General features: G+C 66.5%; 18 protein-coding genes. 7 read left to right on the forward strand and 11 right to left on the reverse strand.

What is annotated here, in order from left to right; all coding sequences use genetic code 11:
• Nucleotides 1-229, reverse strand: a 229-nt coding sequence (locus F3J18_RS19000; protein ID WP_205195484.1) for an NAD-binding protein, incomplete at its 3' end; no start/stop codon positions are given.
• An 80-nt stretch (nt 230-309) separates the two neighbouring features.
• Here F3J18_RS19000 and F3J18_RS19005 point away from each other — a divergent pair.
• From F3J18_RS19005 to F3J18_RS19015, 3 genes are all read left to right on the forward strand, one after another.
• Nucleotides 310-1,341, forward strand: coding sequence for a CDP-6-deoxy-delta-3,4-glucoseen reductase (locus F3J18_RS19005; RefSeq protein WP_025098158.1), 1,032 nt, complete (start codon nt 310-312; stop codon nt 1,339-1,341).
• Between the two features lie 348 nt (nt 1,342-1,689).
• Nucleotides 1,690-2,874, forward strand: coding sequence for an acetylornithine transaminase (locus F3J18_RS19010; RefSeq protein ID WP_025098159.1), 1,185 nt, complete (start codon nt 1,690-1,692; stop codon nt 2,872-2,874).
• 19 nt (nt 2,875-2,893) lie between these two features.
• On the forward strand, nt 2,894-3,349 hold the full coding sequence (locus tag F3J18_RS19015; RefSeq protein WP_025098160.1) for a GNAT family acetyltransferase: 456 nt from the start codon (nt 2,894-2,896) through the stop codon (nt 3,347-3,349).
• A 144-nt stretch (nt 3,350-3,493) separates the two neighbouring features.
• On the opposite strand, the gene F3J18_RS19020 is transcribed toward F3J18_RS19015, so the two are convergent.
• The 7 genes from F3J18_RS19020 to F3J18_RS19050 all read right to left on the reverse strand — a co-directional run bounded on the left by F3J18_RS19020 (nt 3,494) and on the right by F3J18_RS19050 (nt 9,995).
• Entirely contained in the window at nt 3,494-4,210 is a 717-nt protein-coding gene (locus F3J18_RS19020) for an ABC transporter ATP-binding protein (RefSeq protein ID WP_025098161.1), read from the reverse strand.
• Complete coding sequence (locus F3J18_RS19025; RefSeq protein WP_013699125.1) at nt 4,210-4,983, reverse strand: ABC transporter ATP-binding protein; 774 nt, start codon at nt 4,981-4,983, stop codon at nt 4,210-4,212. Before F3J18_RS19025 ends, F3J18_RS19020 begins: the two co-directional genes overlap by 1 nt.
• A 24-nt stretch (nt 4,984-5,007) precedes the next feature.
• Nucleotides 5,008-6,180: an ABC transporter ATP-binding protein gene (locus F3J18_RS19030; protein ID WP_025098162.1), complete on the reverse strand. Its 1,173-nt coding sequence runs from the start codon at nt 6,178-6,180 to the stop codon at nt 5,008-5,010.
• Nucleotides 6,181-6,190: 10 nt separating this feature from the next.
• Nucleotides 6,191-7,141 carry a branched-chain amino acid ABC transporter permease gene (locus F3J18_RS19035; RefSeq protein ID WP_013699127.1) on the reverse strand — a complete coding sequence of 317 codons (951 nt, stop codon included), beginning with the start codon at nt 7,139-7,141 and terminating at the stop codon, nt 6,191-6,193.
• A gap of 212 nt (nt 7,142-7,353) precedes the next feature.
• Nucleotides 7,354-8,403, reverse strand: coding sequence for a hypothetical protein (locus F3J18_RS19040; protein WP_166913646.1), 1,050 nt, complete (start codon nt 8,401-8,403; stop codon nt 7,354-7,356).
• A 153-nt stretch (nt 8,404-8,556) separates the two neighbouring features.
• Nucleotides 8,557-9,537 (reverse strand): 4-hydroxy-3-methylbut-2-enyl diphosphate reductase, encoded by a 981-nt coding sequence (gene ispH / locus F3J18_RS19045; protein ID WP_013699128.1) that lies wholly within the window; start codon nt 9,535-9,537, stop codon nt 8,557-8,559.
• A 2-nt stretch (nt 9,538-9,539) separates the two neighbouring features.
• Nucleotides 9,540-9,995, reverse strand: coding sequence for a peptidylprolyl isomerase (locus tag F3J18_RS19050; RefSeq protein ID WP_013699129.1), 456 nt, complete (start codon nt 9,993-9,995; stop codon nt 9,540-9,542).
• Nucleotides 9,996-10,129: 134 nt separating this feature from the next.
• Between F3J18_RS19050 and radC the strand changes: the two genes are divergently transcribed.
• The 4 genes from radC (at nt 10,130) to nadB (ending at nt 13,462) form a co-directional block, all read left to right on the forward strand.
• The gene (gene radC / locus F3J18_RS19055) at nt 10,130-10,978 is read left to right on the forward strand and encodes a DNA repair protein RadC (RefSeq protein ID WP_025098165.1); all 849 of its coding nucleotides are present in this window, start codon (nt 10,130-10,132) and stop codon (nt 10,976-10,978) included.
• 266 nt (nt 10,979-11,244) lie between these two features.
• Nucleotides 11,245-11,478 carry a 50S ribosomal protein L28 gene (gene rpmB, locus F3J18_RS19060; RefSeq protein WP_004186391.1) on the forward strand — a complete coding sequence of 78 codons (234 nt, stop codon included), beginning with the start codon at nt 11,245-11,247 and terminating at the stop codon, nt 11,476-11,478.
• A 17-nt stretch (nt 11,479-11,495) separates the two neighbouring features.
• Entirely contained in the window at nt 11,496-11,663 is a 168-nt protein-coding gene (gene rpmG / locus F3J18_RS19065) for a 50S ribosomal protein L33 (RefSeq protein WP_007180630.1), read from the forward strand.
• Nucleotides 11,664-11,881: 218 nt separating this feature from the next.
• Nucleotides 11,882-13,462, forward strand: coding sequence for an L-aspartate oxidase (gene nadB, locus F3J18_RS19070; protein ID WP_166913647.1), 1,581 nt, complete (start codon nt 11,882-11,884; stop codon nt 13,460-13,462).
• A gap of 130 nt (nt 13,463-13,592) precedes the next feature.
• Here nadB and nadC read toward each other — a convergent pair whose 3' ends face one another.
• The 3 genes from nadC to F3J18_RS19085 all read right to left on the reverse strand — a co-directional run bounded on the left by nadC (nt 13,593) and on the right by F3J18_RS19085 (nt 16,914).
• Nucleotides 13,593-14,474 (reverse strand): carboxylating nicotinate-nucleotide diphosphorylase, encoded by an 882-nt coding sequence (gene nadC, locus F3J18_RS19075; protein WP_166913648.1) that lies wholly within the window; start codon nt 14,472-14,474, stop codon nt 13,593-13,595.
• Nucleotides 14,471-15,598 carry a quinolinate synthase NadA gene (nadA, locus tag F3J18_RS19080; protein ID WP_025098168.1) on the reverse strand — a complete coding sequence of 376 codons (1,128 nt, stop codon included), beginning with the start codon at nt 15,596-15,598 and terminating at the stop codon, nt 14,471-14,473. The genes nadC and nadA overlap by 4 nt, the downstream gene beginning before the upstream one ends.
• A gap of 119 nt (nt 15,599-15,717) precedes the next feature.
• The gene (locus tag F3J18_RS19085) at nt 15,718-16,914 is read right to left on the reverse strand and encodes a fatty acid desaturase (protein ID WP_025098169.1); all 1,197 of its coding nucleotides are present in this window, start codon (nt 16,912-16,914) and stop codon (nt 15,718-15,720) included.
• Between the last annotated feature and the right edge of the window lie 109 nt (nt 16,915-17,023).

Raw genomic sequence — 17,023 nt, forward strand, 5'->3', positions numbered from 1 at the left:
GCCGCGCCAGGCCGCCGAGCCGCGCCAGCGTCGCCGGCCGGTCCAGGTCGCCGACCACCGGCACCACGCCCGCGGCGGCCAGTTCGGCGCGTCGCGCCGGCTGGCTGGTCAGCGCGATGATTCGCGGCGGACGAGCCCGCGCGCGCAACTGTTCGACGCAGCGCATGCCTACATCGCCGCAGCCGACGATCAGGACGCGCGAGCGGCGCAGGATTCGTGTCGCAATCATGGTGTTACCGGAATTCGTAGCGCAAACATTGTAGCCGCCGTGCCCGATTCGCACGGTCCCCACTTTTGGTTCATGGACTTATGGCATTCAACGTAATCCTCAAGCAAAGCGGTCGACAGTTCCAGGTCGAGGCCGACGAAACCGTGCTGGCAGCCGCGCTGCGCCAGAACGTGCATCTGCCTTACGGCTGCAAGAACGGCGCCTGCGGCTCCTGCAAGGGGCAGATCGTCCAGGGGCAGGTCGAGCAGCGCCCGCATGCGGCCTCGGCGCTGTCCAACGACGAGCGCACGCGCGGGCTGGCCCTGCTCTGCTGCGCCACCGCCCAGTGCGACCTCGAGATCGACGTGCGCGAGATCGCCGGCGTCGATGGCGTGCAGGTCAAGAAGCTGCCCTGCCGCGTCAACGTGATCGAGCGGCGCGCCGACGACGTGATCGTGCTGAAGCTGCAGTTGCCGGCCAACGAGCGCATGCAGTACCTGGCGGGCCAGTACATCGAGTTCATCCTCAAGGACGGCTCGCGCCGCAGCTACTCGATGGCCAGCGCGCCGCACGAGGAAGGCCCGGTCGAGCTGCATATCCGCCACCTGCCCGGCGGCAAGTTCACCGACCACGTCTTCAACACCATGAAGGAACGCGAGATCCTGCGCTTCGAGGGGCCGCTCGGCACCTTCTTCCTGCGCGAGGATTCGGAAAAGCCGATCGTGCTGCTGGCCTCGGGCACCGGCTTCGCGCCGATCAAGGCGATCGTCGAGCACGCGCGGCATAGCGGTTTCACGCGGCCGATGCGCCTGTACTGGGGCGCGCGCCGCAAGAAAGACCTCTACCTGTTCGAGCTGGCCGAGCAATGGGCGCGCGAGATCCCGAACTTCCGGTTCGTGCCGGTGCTCTCCGAGCCCGACGCCGACGACGCCTGGACCGGCCGCACCGGCTTCGTGCACCGCGCCGTGGTGGAGGACCTGCCCGACCTGTCCGATTTCCAGGTCTATGCCTGCGGCGCGCCGGTGATGGTCGAATCGGCCCAGCGCGATTTCACCGCCCACCACCAGTTGCCGGCCGAGGAGTTCTACGCGGACTCCTTCACCAGCGCGGCCGACCTGGCCCACGCCGTCTGAGGCACGCGGCGGGCGGCGGACCCTGGTCCGAACCGCCCGCTCGCGCCGCATCTTCATGCCCGGCCGGCGTCGCGCCCGGCATGAAAATGCAGCGCCGACACTCGTTTGTCGCAAGCGAGCGGTTTACTTGTTGCCGCGTCATGCCGTATGCTTGCGCCATGAACCGCTTCCTGTCCGCCCTCCGACGTCGCCGCTCGCCGCACCTCATGGCTGCCGCCGGCTCGTCACGGACGCACGCGTAACCCCCTCTTCGTTACGCACTAGCTGTTCGAACCACCAAGCCACGGCATTCCGTGGCTTTTTTGTTGTCTTTTTTTCCCTTGTCGCTACCCGCTGGAGCTCGCTGCCATGCCTCTGAACGAATTTCCGATCGACTCGCTGATGTACATCACGAACCGCCCCGACATCGTGTTCACGCACGGCAAGGGTTCCTGGCTCTACGATCACACCGGCAAGCGCTATCTGGATTTCATCCAGGGTTGGGCGGTCAACAGCCTGGGCCACTGCAACGACGGCGTGGTCGAGGCGCTGAAGACCCAGGCCGAGCGCCTGCTGAACCCCTCGCCGGCCTTCTACAACGAGCCGATGGCCAAGCTCGCCGGCCTGCTCACGCAGCACAGCGTGTTCGACAAGGTGTTCTTCGCCAACAGCGGCGCCGAGGCCAACGAAGGCGCGATCAAGCTCGCGCGCAAGTGGGGCCGCAAGTTCAAGGACGGCGCCTACGAGATCATCACCTTCGACCACAGCTTCCACGGCCGCACCCTCGCCACCATGTCGGCCAGCGGCAAGCCCGGCTGGGACACGATCTACGCGCCGCAGGTGCCGGGCTTCCCGAAGGCCGAGCTCAACGACATCGCCTCGGTCGAGAAGCTGATCACCGGCAAGACCGTCGCCGTGATGCTCGAGCCGATCCAGGGCGAAGGCGGCGTGATCCCCGCCACCCGCGAATTCATGCAGCAACTGCGCGAGCTCACCCGCAAGCACAATCTGCTGCTGATCGTCGACGAGGTGCAGAGCGGCTGCGGGCGTGCCGGCACGCTGTTCGCCTACGAGCTGTCGGGCGTCGAGCCGGACATCATGACGCTCGGCAAGGGCATCGGCAGCGGCGTGCCGCTCGCCGCGCTGCTGGCCAAGGCCGAGGTGGCGGTGTTCGAGGCCGGCGACCAGGGCGGCACCTACAACGGCAACCCGCTGATGACGGCGGCCGGCTACTCGGTGATCTCGCAACTGGTGGCGCCGGGCTTCCTCGAGAGCGTGCGCGAGCGCGCCGACTACCTGAAGCAGAGCCTGCTGCAACTGTCGGAGGAACGCGGCTTCGAGGGCGAGCGCGGCGAGGGCCTGCTGCGCGCCCTGCTGCTGGGCAAGGACATCGGCCCGCAGATCGTCGAGAAGGCGCGCGACATGGGCCCGGACGGCCTGCTGCTGAACGCGGCGCGCCCCAACCTGCTGCGCTTCATGCCGGCGCTGAACGTGACGAACGCGGAAATCGACCAGATGATGGCGATGCTGCGCTCGATCCTCGACACGCTCTGATCGGACGACGAGGCCCACCATGCATTCCGACGACGAGGACCTGAGCATCCGGATCTTCGAGCGCGCCGACACCGAGCGGGTGATCGCGCTCTGGATCGAGGCCTTCCCGAGCTACTCGGAGCGCAGCGCGCCGCATCGAGATCCGCGCTTCGCGATCGAGATGAAGCTCGCCACGCAGCCCGAGCTGTTCTTCGTCGCGCTGCGCGGCGCGCGCCTGGTGGGCACCGTGATGGCGGGCTACGACGGCCATCGCGGCTGGCTCTATTCGTTCGCGGTGGCCAACGATGCGCGCCGGCTCGGCATCGGCCGCGCGATGATGGCGCACGCCGAGGCCGAGCTCGCCGCCCTGGGCTGCCGCAAGATCAACCTGCAGGTGCTGCAGGACAACGACGAGGCCTGCCGCTTCTACGCGGCGCTCGGCTACCAGGTCGAGCCGCTGGTCTCGTTCGGCAAGCGGCTGCCGATGACGGCCTGAGGCCATCCCGACGATCCGCGCCGGGCCGCGTTGGCCAGGCCGCCCCCCGGACGAAAAAAAGCCGCCACGGCTCATCACCGTGGCGGCTTTTTCATGTGCCGCGCGACACCGGCCTGTCGACCGGCGCCGCGTGCCTTCATCGCGTCATTCGCCCAGGTAGGCGGCGCGCACCTTCGGATCGTCGAGCATGTCCCGGGCATTGCCGGTCATGGTGACCGTGCCCGAGTCCATCACGTAGCCGCGGTCGGCCGCCTGCAGCGCGAGACGCGCGTTCTGCTCGACCAGCAGCACCGTCAGGCCTTCCTTCGAGATCTCGCGCACCACCTCGAAGATCTTCTCGACCATGATCGGCGAGAGACCCATCGAGGGCTCGTCGAGCAGCAGCAGCTTGGGCTTGCTGATGATCGCGCGCGCCATCGCCAGCATCTGCTGCTCGCCGCCCGAGAGCGTGCCGGCGAACTGCGTGGCCCGCTCGCGCAGGCGCGGGAAGAAGCCGAACATGCGCTCGACGTCCTTCTTGATGCCTTCCTTGTCGGTGCGCAGGTAGGCGCCCATCTGCATGTTCTCGAGGATCGACATGCGCGCGAAGATCCCGCGGCCTTCCGGCACCATCGCCAGGCCGCGCTTGAGCAGCTCGTGGGTGGGCACGCCCTTGATCGACTTGCCGTCGTACTGGATGTCGCCCGCCGAGAACGGCTTGAGACCCGTGATCGCCTTCATGGTGGTGGTCTTGCCCGCGCCGTTCGCGCCGATCAGCGTGACCAGCTCGCCCTGGCGAACCTCCATGTCGACACCCTTCACCGCCTGGATGCCGCCGTAGTTCACCTGCAAGCCCGTAACCTTCAACATTGCCGCTGCCATCAGTGCACCCCTGCGCCGAGATATGCCTCAATCACCTTCGGATCCTTCTGCACGTCCTGCGGCAGACCCTCGGCGATCACCTTGCCGTAATCGAGCACCGTCATCCGGTTGCACAATCCCATCACCAGCTTCACGTCGTGCTCGATCAGCAGGATGGTCTTGCCGTCCGAGCGGATCTTGTCGAGCAGGCGCGTGAGCTCGACCTTCTCGGTCGCGTTCATGCCGGCCGCCGGCTCGTCGAGCGCGAGCAGCTTCGGATCGGTCGCAAGCGCCCGCGCGATCTCCAGGCGGCGCTGATGGCCGTAGGAGAGGTTGCGCGAGGTGTAGTCGGCGTATTGCAGCACGCCCACGTAGTCGAGCAGCTCGATCGCGCGCTCCTTGATCTCGCGCTCTTCCTGGCGCTCCGAGGGCGTCTGGAACACCGCGCCGAGCAGGCCGTGCCTGGTCCGCACATGGCGGCCTACCATCACGTTCTCGAGCGCGGTCATGCCGCCGAACAGGCGGATGTTCTGGAAGGTCCGGGCAATGCCGGCCTTCGCCACTTCGTGCACGGCGGTCGGCGTGTAGTCGGTGCCGTCCAGCTTGAACTCGCCCGAATCGGGCGTGTAGAGGCCGGTGATCACGTTGAAGAAGGTGGTCTTGCCGGCGCCGTTCGGGCCGATCAGGCCGTAGATCTCGCCCTCGCGGATCTTCAGGCCGACGTCCGACAGCGCCTGCAGGCCACCGAAGCGCTTGTTGACGCCCGTCACGGACAGTCGAATGTTCTCGCTCATTGCTTGTTTCTCCGTAAGCGTGCGTTAGGCGCGAACCGCGGCCTTCTTGCCGTTGCGCTTCGTGATCTTGGCGATCTTGTCCTCATGCTTCGCCGCCGGCCACAGGCCTTCCGAGCGGTACAGCATGATCAGCACCATGGCGAGGCCATAGAGAGCCTGGCGGATCACTTCGGTATCGACGATCTCATGGCCGAACAGCGCATGCTGCAGCGGGCCCATGGTGGAACGCAGCACTTCCGGGAACACCGCCAGCAGCACCGCGCCGAGGATCACGCCCGGGATGTGGCCCATGCCGCCCAGCACCACGCAGGCCAGCACCACGATCGATTCCCAGAAGGTGAACGATTCCGGCGACACGAAGCCCTGGAAGGCGCCGAACATCGAGCCCGACAGGCCGCCGAACGAGGCGCCCATCGCGAAGGCCAGCAGCTTGACGTTGCGGGTGTTGATGCCCATCGCCTTGGCGGCGATCTCGTCCTCGCGGATCGCGGCCCAGGCGCGGCCGATGCGCGAATGCTGCAGGCGCGTACAGACCCAGATCACCAGCAGCGAGCAGATCACGAACACGTAGTAGTACAGGTACACCGAGGTGATCGTGAAGCCGAACAGCGTGTGCGACTGCGACAGGTTGAAACCGCCGATGTGCAGCGGCGCGACGCCCGTGATCCCCTGCGGCCCGTTGGTGATGTTCACCGGGCGATCCAGGTTGTTCATGAAGATCCGCACGATTTCACCGAAGCCGAGCGTGACGATCGCCAGGTAGTCGCCGCGCAGGCGCAGCGTCGGCGCGCCGAGCAGCACACCGGCCAGCGCGGCCAGCGCCATCGCGCAGGGCACCACGATCCAGTACGGCGTATGCAGGCCGTTCGGGAACATCGCGGCGATCCACTCGAACTGCGTGGTCAGGTGGGGCGAGGTCAGCAGCGCGGCGACGTAGGCGCCCACCGCGTAGAACGCGATGTAGCCCAGGTCGAGCAGGCCGGCGAAGCCGACCACCACGTTCAGGCCCAGCGCGAGCATCACGTACAGCATCGCGAAGTCCAGCACGCGCACCCAGTAGTTGCCGCCGGCCGCGCCGATCACGAACGGCGCGGCGGCGACCAGGATCGCCAGCACCACGCCGATGGCCAGGGTCTTGGCGGGGTTGCGCTCTTCGACGAGCGTGGTCGAGGTTTCGATCGGTTGAATGGAAGTCATCTTGGTCTCCTTATGCGCGATCGGCCACACGTTCGCCGAGCAGGCCCGACGGACGGAACACCAGCACGATGATCAGCACCACGAACGCGAACACGTCCTGGTAGTTCGAGCCGAACACGCCGCCCGTCAGGTTGCCGATGTAGCCGGCGCCCAGCTGTTCGATCAGGCCGAGCAGCACGCCGCCCACCATCGCGCCGCCGAGGTTGCCGATGCCGCCCAGCACCGCCGCGGTGAAGGCCTTCATGCCGGGGATGAAGCCCATGTAGAAGTGCACGTTGCCGTATTCCGAGGCGATCATCACGCCGGCCAGCGCGGCCAGCGCCGAGCCGATCATGAAGGTCGCCGAGATCACGAAGTTCGGGTTCACGCCCATCAGGCTGGCGTTGTTCGGGTTCTCCGAGATCGCGCGCATGGCACGGCCGAGCTTGGTCTTGTGCACCAGCAGCAGCAGGCCCGCCATCACGATGAAGGCCACCGCGATGATCACGATTTCGGTCGGCGAGATCACCGCGCCGGGCGTGGTGTCGGTCGGGTGGATCACGTTGAGCGGATTGGTCGACAGCAGCTGCGGGAACGGCAGCGGGTTACGCGACCAGATCATCATGGCAGCCGTCTGCAGCAGGATCGACACGCCGATCGCGGTGATCAGCGGCGCCAGGCGCGGCGCGCGGCGCAGCGGCCGGTAGGCCACGCGCTCGATGGTGAAGCCGACCGCGGCGCAGACCGCGGCGGCGATCACCAGGCCGATCGTCAGGGTCGCGACGTTGCCCAGTTCCGGGAAGTGGTTCTGCAGCACCGTGATCGCCGACAGCGCCACCATGGCGCCGATCATCAGCACGTCGCCGTGCGCGAAGTTGATGATGCCGAGAATGCCGTACACCATCGTGTAGCCCAACGCGATGATGGCGTACACACTGCCGAGCACCAGCCCGTTGATGACCTGCTGGACGAAAATATCCATTAAAAGCTCCTTGGTCCGTGCCGTCGGACAGACGCTGCTCCACGCGGGTAGGCGAGGGATACACGCTCTCGACGGCACTGCGGGTACGAATAAATACCGATAAGGGTGATGACGTCCCGGCGCGCCTCGCGTGGCTGGTACACCACGGCCTGCCGCCGGGACGGATACAAAAACGGCACCGCACGATTCCGGTGCCGTCACGAGTCCCGTCGCTACATCGTCACGACATCGAGGACGTTGATCCTGGCCTCCATGAAGTCGTTAGGCATCCTTACACCCAGGTACGCCGCCTGCCGCCTGTCCGCGCCCGAGCGCACGCCCGCCGCCGGACGGCGAGCGAACGGAACCCGTGGAACGGACATGAGGTGAGTGGCGCGCGCTGCGATGCGCTCGTCCTGCCGGCTCGCGTTCCGGCACGACCGCGCGGCACGCCGCGTCGGCCTGATGTCGGCGGCGCCGGCCTGCTGCCCGGCGGCCGACCCGCCCGCCGTCGATGCGAGCGCATCGACGGCGTGGCGAGCTTGCCGCGTCGCGTCTGGCGCGATCGCGGCGGATCCGGCGCCGCGCATCGCGCCGCCGGAAATTCCTGCCCCGAAGACGGGCATCGCGACGCACGTCATCGGTGCATCGATCCTGCCCGCCGTCTCGCCCGCCCGCGCTGCCGCGCCGGCCGGCCGATTCAAGAAAAACGTATTCCGCACAATACCCAAACCGCCAAGAATGCCGGGCGCCCGAAGCGGGCTGGCCTGATGCGCCGCGCGGCCCGCGCGGCAGCTTCCGTTCTGCCCCGACAAATCAGCAATTTGCATGCCCATTGCAATCGGCACCGGCCATTCCGGGTCCGCCGAGCGGACCCGCGCGGCCCGCAGGCCACGCGCATGCATTGCTTCGATCCCCAAACAGACCTCGTTGTCGTTCTGCTTCCCGTTGTGCTGCTTCCCGTTCGACGCGCCGCGACCAGCACCAAGCTCGTCGTCCGGCCGGCGCCCGGCCACCTCGATGACCATCGCGCCGACACGCGCCGCCGTACCCCGTTCCCGCGCTTCGCGAAGGATTGCAACCCTGCCTGTCACGGAGGGGGCAACGGCCAACTCCTGTTGCATTAAATCGGTCTCCTGCACACTGCAAAAACCTCGTCTGCAATGCATTACGGCCTGAAAACGCGCGCATTGTAACTCCAATTTCAGGACGACCAATATTCCTGATTCGACAGGGTTTTCCTGCATTGCAACCATTTTTTTATGAAATGGACGCAAAATCATCGCAACCGGGTTGCACCTTATGCGAAGCGAGCAGTTGCAAAACGAAGAACGAAAGCAAAACCGAAAGGCAAAACAAAAGCGCGCCGAGTGGCGCGCTTTGTCGGGGGACGATCGGATCGGGGAATGGATCCGACGAATGAAAAGGATCGAACCTTAGACCGCGGGCGGCAGGTTGAGCCCGCGCGGAAGCGGGAACGAGACGTTTTCCTCGATGCCCTCGAGCGCGCGCACGTTGCGCACGCCGAGCTCGCGCAACCGCGCGATCACGGCCTGGGCCAGCACCTCGGGCGCCGAGGCGCCGGCCGTCACGCCGATGCGCCGCTTGCCGGCCACCCAGGCCGGGTTGATCTGGTCCGGGGAATCGACCATATAGGCTTCCACGCCGCGCTTTTCCGCGACCTCGCGCAGCCGGCTCGAGTTCGAGCTGTTCGGGCTGCCGACCACGATCACCACGTCGCATTGGGGCGCCATGAACTTGACCGCGTCCTGGCGGTTCTGCGTGGCGTAGCAGATGTCCTGCTTCTTCGGCTCGCGGATCGCGGGGAACTTGCGCTTGAGCGCGGCGATGATCTCGGCCGCGTCGTCCACCGACAGGGTGGTCTGCGTGACCAGCGCGACGCGCTCGGGATCGGGCAGCTCCAGCGCGAGCACGTCCTCGACGCTCTCGACCAGGTGCATGCCGCGCTCGACCTGGCCCATCGTGCCCTCGACCTCGGGGTGCCCCTTGTGGCCGATCATCACGATGTCGACGCCGTCCTGGCGCATCTTCGCAACCTCGACGTGGACCTTGGTGACCAGCGGGCAGGTCGCGTCGTAGATGCGCAGGCCGCGCACGTCGGCCTCGTCGCGCACCGCCTTCGACACGCCGTGCGCGCTGAAGATCACGGTGTTGCCCGAGGGCACTTCCTCGAGTTCCTCGACGAAGATCGCGCCCTTCTTCTTGAGATCCTCGACCACGTACTTGTTGTGCACGATCTCGTGACGCACGTAGATCGGCGAGCCATGCATCGCGATCGCGCGCTCGACGATCTCGATCGCGCGATCGACGCCGGCGCAGAAGCCGCGCGGCTGGGCGAGCAGGATTTCGGCGTCGGCCGCGACGGTCGGGCCGGACAGCGTATCGGTAATGCTCATGGTTACAGAATCCCGATGATTTTCACTTCGAACGTAATGGCCTGCCCCGCCAGCGGGTGATTGAAGTCGAACAGCGCCGAGGTCTCGCCCACTTCCTTCAGCACGCCCGCATAGCGGCCGCCGTCAGGCGCATTGAACTCGATCAGGTCGCCGGGCGTGAAATCCTCGCCGACCATCCCGTTCTCGCGCAGCGTCTTCATCGACACGCGCTGGATCATCTCCGGATTGCGGGGACCGAAAGCCTCGCCTGCCCCTAGCTGGAAGGTCGAGTGGTGCCCCGACTTCAGGCCGAGCAAAATGTTCTCGAGTGCCGGCGCGAGCTGCCCGGCGCCGAGCAGCAGGGTAGCCGGCTTGTCGGCGAAGGTGTTGACGATGTCGGCACCATCGGCGAGCGCAAGCCGGTAATGAAGCGTGACGTGGGAACCGGGCTTCACTTCTGAAATATCGATGAGGCTCATGTTTACTCGTTCAGTCCGCCGCCGGGCGGCACAGCGCAAAACCCCTATTGTAAGTCACCTGAGCGCTCGGGGCGGAATGTCGCCCCGCGGCCGGCCTCGCCCGGTGTTGCGCGCTCGTCACCGGAGAACAGCGGATGCCTTCGAATCCGAGCGGCGCGTGCCATGACGCGCCCGAATCGCCAGAATCCCCCTGCGCGCCGGCGGCACGGGCCGCCGAGGCGGCGCCCGCGCTGGCGGCGGTCGCGCCGGCCGCCGCCAGGCCCGTCGCGACGCCGGCCGGTTCAGCCGGCGCCCCTCGCAAGCGCAAGAAGCGCCTGGGCAAGGAGGAGTGCAAGAACCTGCCCCGCGAACGCCTGCTCCAGCGTGGCGCCGACGCGGTCACCGACGTGGAGCTGGTCGCGCTGCTGATCGGCAACGGGATCGGCTTCGGCCGCAGCGGCGACACCGCCCTGCGCGTGTTCAAGAAATTCGGCTCGCTGCGCGCGCTGCTCGACGCCTCGCACCAGGAGATCCAGGCCGTCGAAGGTATTGCCGAGGCACGCGCGGCGGTACTGATCGCCACCACCGAGCTGGTGCGCCGCGCGCTGGTGGAGCGCGCCCGCGCGCGCTCGCAGGTCGATTCGCCGGGCGCCGTGCGCGACTACCTGCGGCTGAAGATCGGCACGCGCCAGCGCGAAACCTTCCTCTGCCTCTACCTGGACGCCCAGCACCGCCTGCTCGAACTCGAGGAAAGCACCATCGGCTCGCTCACGCGGATGGCCGTCTATCCGCGCGAAATCGTGCGGCGCGCGCTGGAATCCGGTGCGGCGGCGCTGATCGTGGCGCATAATCACCCCTCCGGCGTGGTCCGGCCCAGCGCCGAGGACCGTCGCCTCACGCAGTTGCTGCGCGACGCGCTCGCGCTGGTCGACGTGCGGCTGACCGATCACATCGTGGTGGGCGAGAGCGAGACCTTCTCCTTTGCCCAGGCGGGGCTGCTCTGATATGGCCCCGTTCGAGGCGATGCCGCGCCGGGCCCATCAGGCGGGCCCGGTCGATCGACACCGGAAATTGGGTTGATTTTCCAGAATTTTTTCTGTTAGAATCGCCGTCTGACTTTTTTCCAACCAGTTCTGAAGCCAAAGAAGGGACGAGAGGTCTGGCCATCCAGTGTGGCTCGGTCTTTCCAAGACGGCAGCGGTCCGCAGTCGTTGAGCGAAGAAACTTCATCGGCGATTGAACCCGAATTCAGCGTATTAGGAGTGCTCTCATGGCACGCGTATGCCAAGTAACTGGGAAAGCGCCGATGAGCGGCAACAACGTTTCCCACGCCAACAACAAAACGAAGCGTCGCTTCCTGCCGAATCTGCAAAACCGCCGGTTCTGGGTGGAAAGCGAAAACCGCTGGGTGCGTCTGCGCGTCTCGAACGCCGGCCTGCGCCTGATCGACAAGAACGGCATCGATTCCGTGCTCGCTGACCTGCGCGCACGCGGCGAAGCCTAAGTCCAAGGAGCACGAAAATGGCGAAGGGCGCACGCGACAAGATCAAGCTGGAGTCGACCGCTGGCACGGGTCACTTCTATACGACCACCAAGAACAAGCGCAACATGCCGGAAAAGATGTTGATCAAGAAGTTCGATCCGGTCGTTCGCAAGCACGTCGAGTACAAGGAAACGAAGATCAAGTAATCTTCGCCTCCCTGGCCTGATGACACGAAAAGCCCCGCTCTCGCGGGGCTTTTTGTTTTCCGCGCGCGCCGGCCCAGCGCCGCGTCACGCGGGCGCCGTCTTTTTGTCTTTGCCGTGACACATTGCCACATGGATCGCGGTATGCTCTGCCTTCCTCTGCCAGGCCGCGCCGGCACGAGGGAAGCCAGCGGACGACAGCGCGGAAACGGAGAAGCAAGATGAATTTCGATGTGGCGATCGTCGGCAGCGGTCTTGCCGGTCTGTCGGTCGCGCTGAACCTGGCGCAGACGCGCAAGGTTGCGCTGATCGCGAAGCGATCGATGATGGAAGGCGCGAGCGACTACGCGCAGGGCGGCATCGCGGCGGTGCTCGATTCGGCGGACAGCGTCGAGAACCATGTCAGCGACACGCTGATCGCCGGCGGCGGCTTGTGCGACGAGACCACCACCCGCTTCATCGTCGAGCACGGCCGCGCGGCGATCGAATGGCTGATCTCGCAGGGCGTGCCGTTTACGCGCGACGCGGCGGCCGAACTCGGCTTCCACCTGACGCGCGAGGGCGGCCACAGCCATCGCCGCATCATCCACGCGGCCGACGCGACCGGCCATGCCGTGCTGGCGACGCTGAGCGAGCGCGCACGCAAGCATCCGAACATCACCTTCCTCGAAAACCATCACGCGGTCGACCTGATCACCTCGGATCGGATCGGCCTGCCCGGCGGGCGCTGCGTCGGCCTCTACGCGCTCGATGTGCGCACCGGGCTGACCGTGACGATCGAGGCGCCGCACACGGTGCTGGCCACCGGCGGCGCGGGCAAGGTCTATCTCTACACCACCAACCCCGACACGGCGACCGGCGACGGCATCGCGATGGCTTCGCGCGCGGGCTGCCGCGTCGCGAACATGGAATTCATCCAGTTCCATCCGACCTGCCTCTACCATCCCTACGCGAAATCCTTCCTGATCTCGGAAGCGGTGCGCGGCGAGGGCGGACTGCTCAAGCTGCCGGACGGCACGCGCTTCATGCCGGCTCACGATCCGCGCGCCGAACTCGCGCCGCGCGACATCGTGGCCCGCGCGATCGACTTCGAGATCAAGAAGCGCGGCATCGACTGCGTCTATCTCGACATCAGCCACCAGCCCGAAGCCTTCCTGCGCGAGCACTTCCCGACCATCCACGCGCGCTGCCTCGAATTCGGCATCGATATCGCCAAGCAACCGATTCCCGTGGTGCCGGCCGCGCACTACACTTGCGGCGGCGTGGTGACCGACCTGGCCGGGCGCACCGACCTGGCGGGGCTCTATGCGGTCGGCGAGACCTCGTACACGGGCCTGCACGGCGCCAACCGGCTCGCCAGCAATTCCCTGCTCGAATGCCTGGTGATCGGCCGCGCGGCCGCCGAGGCGATCGAGACGGCCGGCTACCAGCGCGTCGCGCACGACGCCCTGCCCGCCTGGGACGAAAGCCGCGTGTCGGATCCGGACGAGGAAGTGGTGGTCGCCCACAACTGGGACGAACTGCGCCGCCTGATGTGGAACTACGTCGGCATCGTGCGCACCGACAAGCGCCTGGCGCGCGCCAAGCATCGCATCGAGCTGCTGCGCGACGAGATCCAGGAGTATTACGCGAACTTCCGCGTCAGCCCGGATCTGCTGGAGCTGCGCAATCTGGTCGACGTGGCCTCGCTGATCGTCGAGAGCGCGCGTTCGCGGCGCGAGAGCCGCGGCCTGCATTTCAGCCGCGACTGGCCCGATACGCTGCCGAAGGCGCTGCCGACGGTGCTCTCGCCGCGCCGCTGAGCGACGCGCGAGCGCGTGGCGCGGCAATGACAAAGGCCGCTTGCGGAGGGTTTCCGCAAGCGGCCTTGTTCTTTCCGGGGATGGCGAGCCAGCGAGGACGGCGCATCACGCGCCACCATCGCCCGCGATCTCAGTCGACGATCCGCATCGAGAAATCGGTGGCGCGCACGTCCTTGGTCAGCGCGCCGATCGAGATCCGGTCGACGCCGGTCGAGGCGATATCGCGCACGGTCTCGGCATTCACGCCGCCCGACACCTCGAGCACCGCCCGGCCGCCAGTCACACTCACCGCCTCGCGCATCATCTCGAAGCTGAAATTGTCGAGCAGCACCGATTTCGCGCCATGCGCGAGCGCCGTGTCGAGCTGGGCCAGCGTCTCCACCTCGACCTGCACGGGCACGCCCGCCTCGAGCGCGAAGGCGGCGTCGAGCGCCTCGCCGACCCCGCCCGCCGCGGCGATATGGTTCTCCTTGATCAGGATGCCGTCGTACAGCGCCAGGCGCTGGTTCGCGCCGCCGCCGACGCGCACCGCGTACTTCTGCGCGAGCCGCAGGCCCGGCAGCGTCTTGCGCGTGTCGAGGATGCGCGCGCGATAGCCGTCGATCAGCGCGACGTAGCGGCGCGTGGCGCTGGCCACGCCCGAAAGCAACTGCAGGAAGTTCAGGCCATTGCGCTCGGCCGTCAGCAGCGCGCGCGCCGGGCCTCGCAGTTCGCAGACGGTGGTGTCGGCGCGCATCAGATCGCCTTCGCGATAGGACCAGCTGACCTCGATGGCCGGATCGACCGAGCGCATCACCGCCTCGAACCAGGGCACGCCGCACAGCACCGCGTCCTCGCGCACGATGATGCGCGCGAGGCGGGCCGGGCCGTCGGGCACCAGGCGGCCGGTCTGGTCGCCGCTGCCGACGTCCTCGGTGATCGCATCGGCGACGTTGCGCGCGATCGCCGCTTCGAAGGCCGCGCCGTATTCGCCAACGATGTCCTGGTAGATCGGGGAAACCGCCGTGCTCATGCCGCCCCCACGTTCGAGAACAACTGCGCATCGCGCTGCAGGTCGCCGCTGGCCTGGACGCGCCGCTTGTGCTGCGCCGCGAATTCCAGCATGCGATCGATCGGCAGGCGCGCGCGCTCGCCGATCGCGCGATCGACGAAGATTTCGTTATGGCCGCGCTCCAGCACCTCGGCCAGGTTCGCCAGGCCGTTCATCGCCATCCAGGGGCAATGCGCGCAGCTCTTGCAGGTGGCGCTGTTGCCGGCCGTCGGCGCGGCAATGAAGGTCTTGCCGGGCGCCGCGAGCTGCATCTTGTGCAGGATGCCGAGGTCGGTCGCGACGATGAAGCGTTGCGCGTCGAGCTTGACGGCCGCGTCGATCAGCTGGGTGGTGGAGCCGACCACGTCGGCCAGCGCCACCACGTTCTCGGGCGATTCCGGATGCACCAGTACCTTCGCGTCCGGATGCTCGGCGCGCAACAGGTCGAGCTCGATGCCCTTGAATTCGTCGTGCACAAGGCAGGAGCCCTGCCACATCAGCATGTCGGCGCCGGTCTTCTTCTGGATATAGCTGCCGAGGTGCCGGTCCGGCGCCCAGATCAGCTTCTCGCCGCGCGCATGCAGGTCGGCCACGATCTCCAGGCCGATCGAGGAGGTGACCATCCAGTCCGCGCGCGCCTTCACCGCCGCGCTGGTGTTGGCATACACCACCACCTTGCGATCCGGATGCGCATCGCAGAAAGCCGAGAAGTCCTCGACGGGGCAGCCGAGGTCGAGCGAGCAGGTGGCATCGAGATCGGGCATCAGGATGCGCTTGTCCGGGCTCAGGATCTTCGCCGTCTCGCCCATGAAGCGCACGCCGGCCACCACCAGCGTCTGCGCCGCGTGATCGCGACCGAAGCGCGCCATCTCGAGCGAATCGGCCACGCAGCCGCCGGTCTCGTCGGCCAGCTCCTGCAATTCGGCATCGACGTAATAGTGCGCGACGAGCACGGCCTTCTCGCGCTCCAGCAGCGCCTTGATGCGTGCCTTGAGCGCTGCGCGCTCCACCGCGGACGGGCTGTCGGGCACCTTGGCCCAAGCCTGCCCGACTCCGCACACGGCACCCGGCCGGTCGTATTCGACGGGTTTGATCGCGGCTTGCATCTTCCTCTCCTCTGCTCCTTCGCGCTGCCGATCGGCCGCCGCGCGAAAGCGGCGGCACAAAAGAAAAAACCCCGCCAGCGCGGGGTTTGTGACGTTCCGAAATTCTAATCGATTTCAGATCAGGCGTAGCGGCGCAGACGCGTCGCGAACTCCTGCAGCGCCTTGATGCCGCTTTGTTCGGCACGATGGCACCAGTCCTGCAATTGGGCCAGCAGCTGTTCGCGCGAGGCGTTCGAGCGGTCCCACATCGAGGCCAGGTCCTGGCGCAGCTGGAAGTAGGTATGCATCTTCTGGCTGTTGGCGAAGATCTCGGGCAGCAGGCGCTTCTGCGGCTCGTTCAGGCCCTCTTCGTCCTTGTGGAACCAGGAGCGGGCGCCGCGCAGCAGTTGGTACTTCTCGCTCGAACCGAGCTCCTTCAGGTGCGCGAGCTCCTGGCGGTAGGCGCGCTTCAGTGCCTTGCCGTAGTTCGCCATCACTTCGTAGCGGTTCGACAGCACGGCCTGCAGCGTTTCCTGGTCGACCACGGCCTTGCGTGCAACGAGGCGCGGCGTGGGCGCGATCTTCTTGACCTTGGCGAGCTTGAACGCCGACAGGATGCGGATGTACATCCAGCCGATGTCGAACTCGTACCACTTGTTCGAGAACTTCGCCGAGGTGGCGAAGGTGTGGTGGTTGTTGTGCATTTCCTCGCCGCCGATCACGATGCCCCAGGGAATCAGGTTCGTGCTCGCATCGGCCGAGTTGAAGTTGCGGTAGCCCCAGAAGTGCGCAAGGCCGTTGACCACGCCGGCCGCCCAGAACGGGATCCAGATCATCTGCACGGCCCAGACCGACAGGCCGACGATGCCGAACAGCGCGACGTCGATCACCATCATCAGGCTCACGCCGAGGATCGTGTACTTCGAGTAGACGTTGCGCTCGATCCAGTCGTTCGGCGTGCCGTGGCTGAACTTGCGCAGCGTTTCCTCGTTCTTGGCTTCGGCGCGATAGAGCTCGGCACCTTCGAGCAGCACCTTCCAGATGCCGCGCGTCTGCGGGCTGTGCGGATCCTCTTCGGTCTCGCACTTGGCGTGGTGCTTGCGGTGGATGGCCGCCCACTGGCCGGTCAGCATGCCGGTGGACATCCACAGCCACAGCCGGAAGAAATGGCTGACGGCCGGATGCAGGTCGAGCGCGCGATGCGCCTGACAGCGGTGGAGATAGATGGTGACGGCGACGATCGTGACGTGCGTGGCCACAAGCGTGGCCAGAACGATCTGCCACCACGAGAAATGCAGCAGCCCGTGGGCCAGGAAGTCGAGCACAGAATTCAGCAAGGCAGGTTACCTGTAATTCAGAGACGGCGCCGGTCAGGACCACGCGCCGACGTCATAAAAATGAAAGCATACCGCGTGTAGACGAAATTTTACTGTATCCGTTCCGGGC

It is taken from the genome of Burkholderia sp. Ax-1720, from assembly GCF_011753035.1.
GTDB classification, from domain to species: Bacteria; Pseudomonadota; Gammaproteobacteria; order Burkholderiales; family Burkholderiaceae; genus Burkholderia; species Burkholderia gladioli.

Excerpts from the sequence above, each read along its gene's own strand:
- nadA (WP_025098168.1), bottom strand. The coding sequence starts at position 15,598 with ATGCAAGCCGCGATCAAACCCGTCGAATACGACCGGCCGGGTGCCGTG.
- F3J18_RS19050 (WP_013699129.1), bottom strand. The coding sequence starts at position 9,995 with ATGAGCCTCATCGATATTTCAGAAGTGAAGCCCGGTTCCCACGTCACG.
- F3J18_RS19025 (WP_013699125.1), bottom strand. The coding sequence starts at position 4,983 with ATGAGCGAGAACATTCGACTGTCCGTGACGGGCGTCAACAAGCGCTTC.
- F3J18_RS19040 (WP_166913646.1), bottom strand. The coding sequence starts at position 8,403 with ATGATTTTGCGTCCATTTCATAAAAAAATGGTTGCAATGCAGGAAAAC.
- rpmG (WP_007180630.1), top strand. The coding sequence starts at position 11,496 with ATGGCGAAGGGCGCACGCGACAAGATCAAGCTGGAGTCGACCGCTGGC.
- rpmB (WP_004186391.1), top strand. The coding sequence starts at position 11,245 with ATGGCACGCGTATGCCAAGTAACTGGGAAAGCGCCGATGAGCGGCAAC.
- nadC (WP_166913648.1), bottom strand. The coding sequence starts at position 14,474 with ATGAGCACGGCGGTTTCCCCGATCTACCAGGACATCGTTGGCGAATAC.
- F3J18_RS19015 (WP_025098160.1), top strand. The coding sequence starts at position 2,894 with ATGCATTCCGACGACGAGGACCTGAGCATCCGGATCTTCGAGCGCGCC.
- F3J18_RS19005 (WP_025098158.1), top strand. The coding sequence starts at position 310 with ATGGCATTCAACGTAATCCTCAAGCAAAGCGGTCGACAGTTCCAGGTC.
- F3J18_RS19035 (WP_013699127.1), bottom strand. The coding sequence starts at position 7,141 with ATGGATATTTTCGTCCAGCAGGTCATCAACGGGCTGGTGCTCGGCAGT.
- F3J18_RS19030 (WP_025098162.1), bottom strand. The coding sequence starts at position 6,180 with ATGACTTCCATTCAACCGATCGAAACCTCGACCACGCTCGTCGAAGAG.
- radC (WP_025098165.1), top strand. The coding sequence starts at position 10,130 with ATGCCTTCGAATCCGAGCGGCGCGTGCCATGACGCGCCCGAATCGCCA.
- ispH (WP_013699128.1), bottom strand. The coding sequence starts at position 9,537 with ATGAGCATTACCGATACGCTGTCCGGCCCGACCGTCGCGGCCGACGCC.
- F3J18_RS19020 (WP_025098161.1), bottom strand. The coding sequence starts at position 4,210 with ATGGCAGCGGCAATGTTGAAGGTTACGGGCTTGCAGGTGAACTACGGC.
- F3J18_RS19010 (WP_025098159.1), top strand. The coding sequence starts at position 1,690 with ATGCCTCTGAACGAATTTCCGATCGACTCGCTGATGTACATCACGAAC.
- nadB (WP_166913647.1), top strand. The coding sequence starts at position 11,882 with ATGAATTTCGATGTGGCGATCGTCGGCAGCGGTCTTGCCGGTCTGTCG.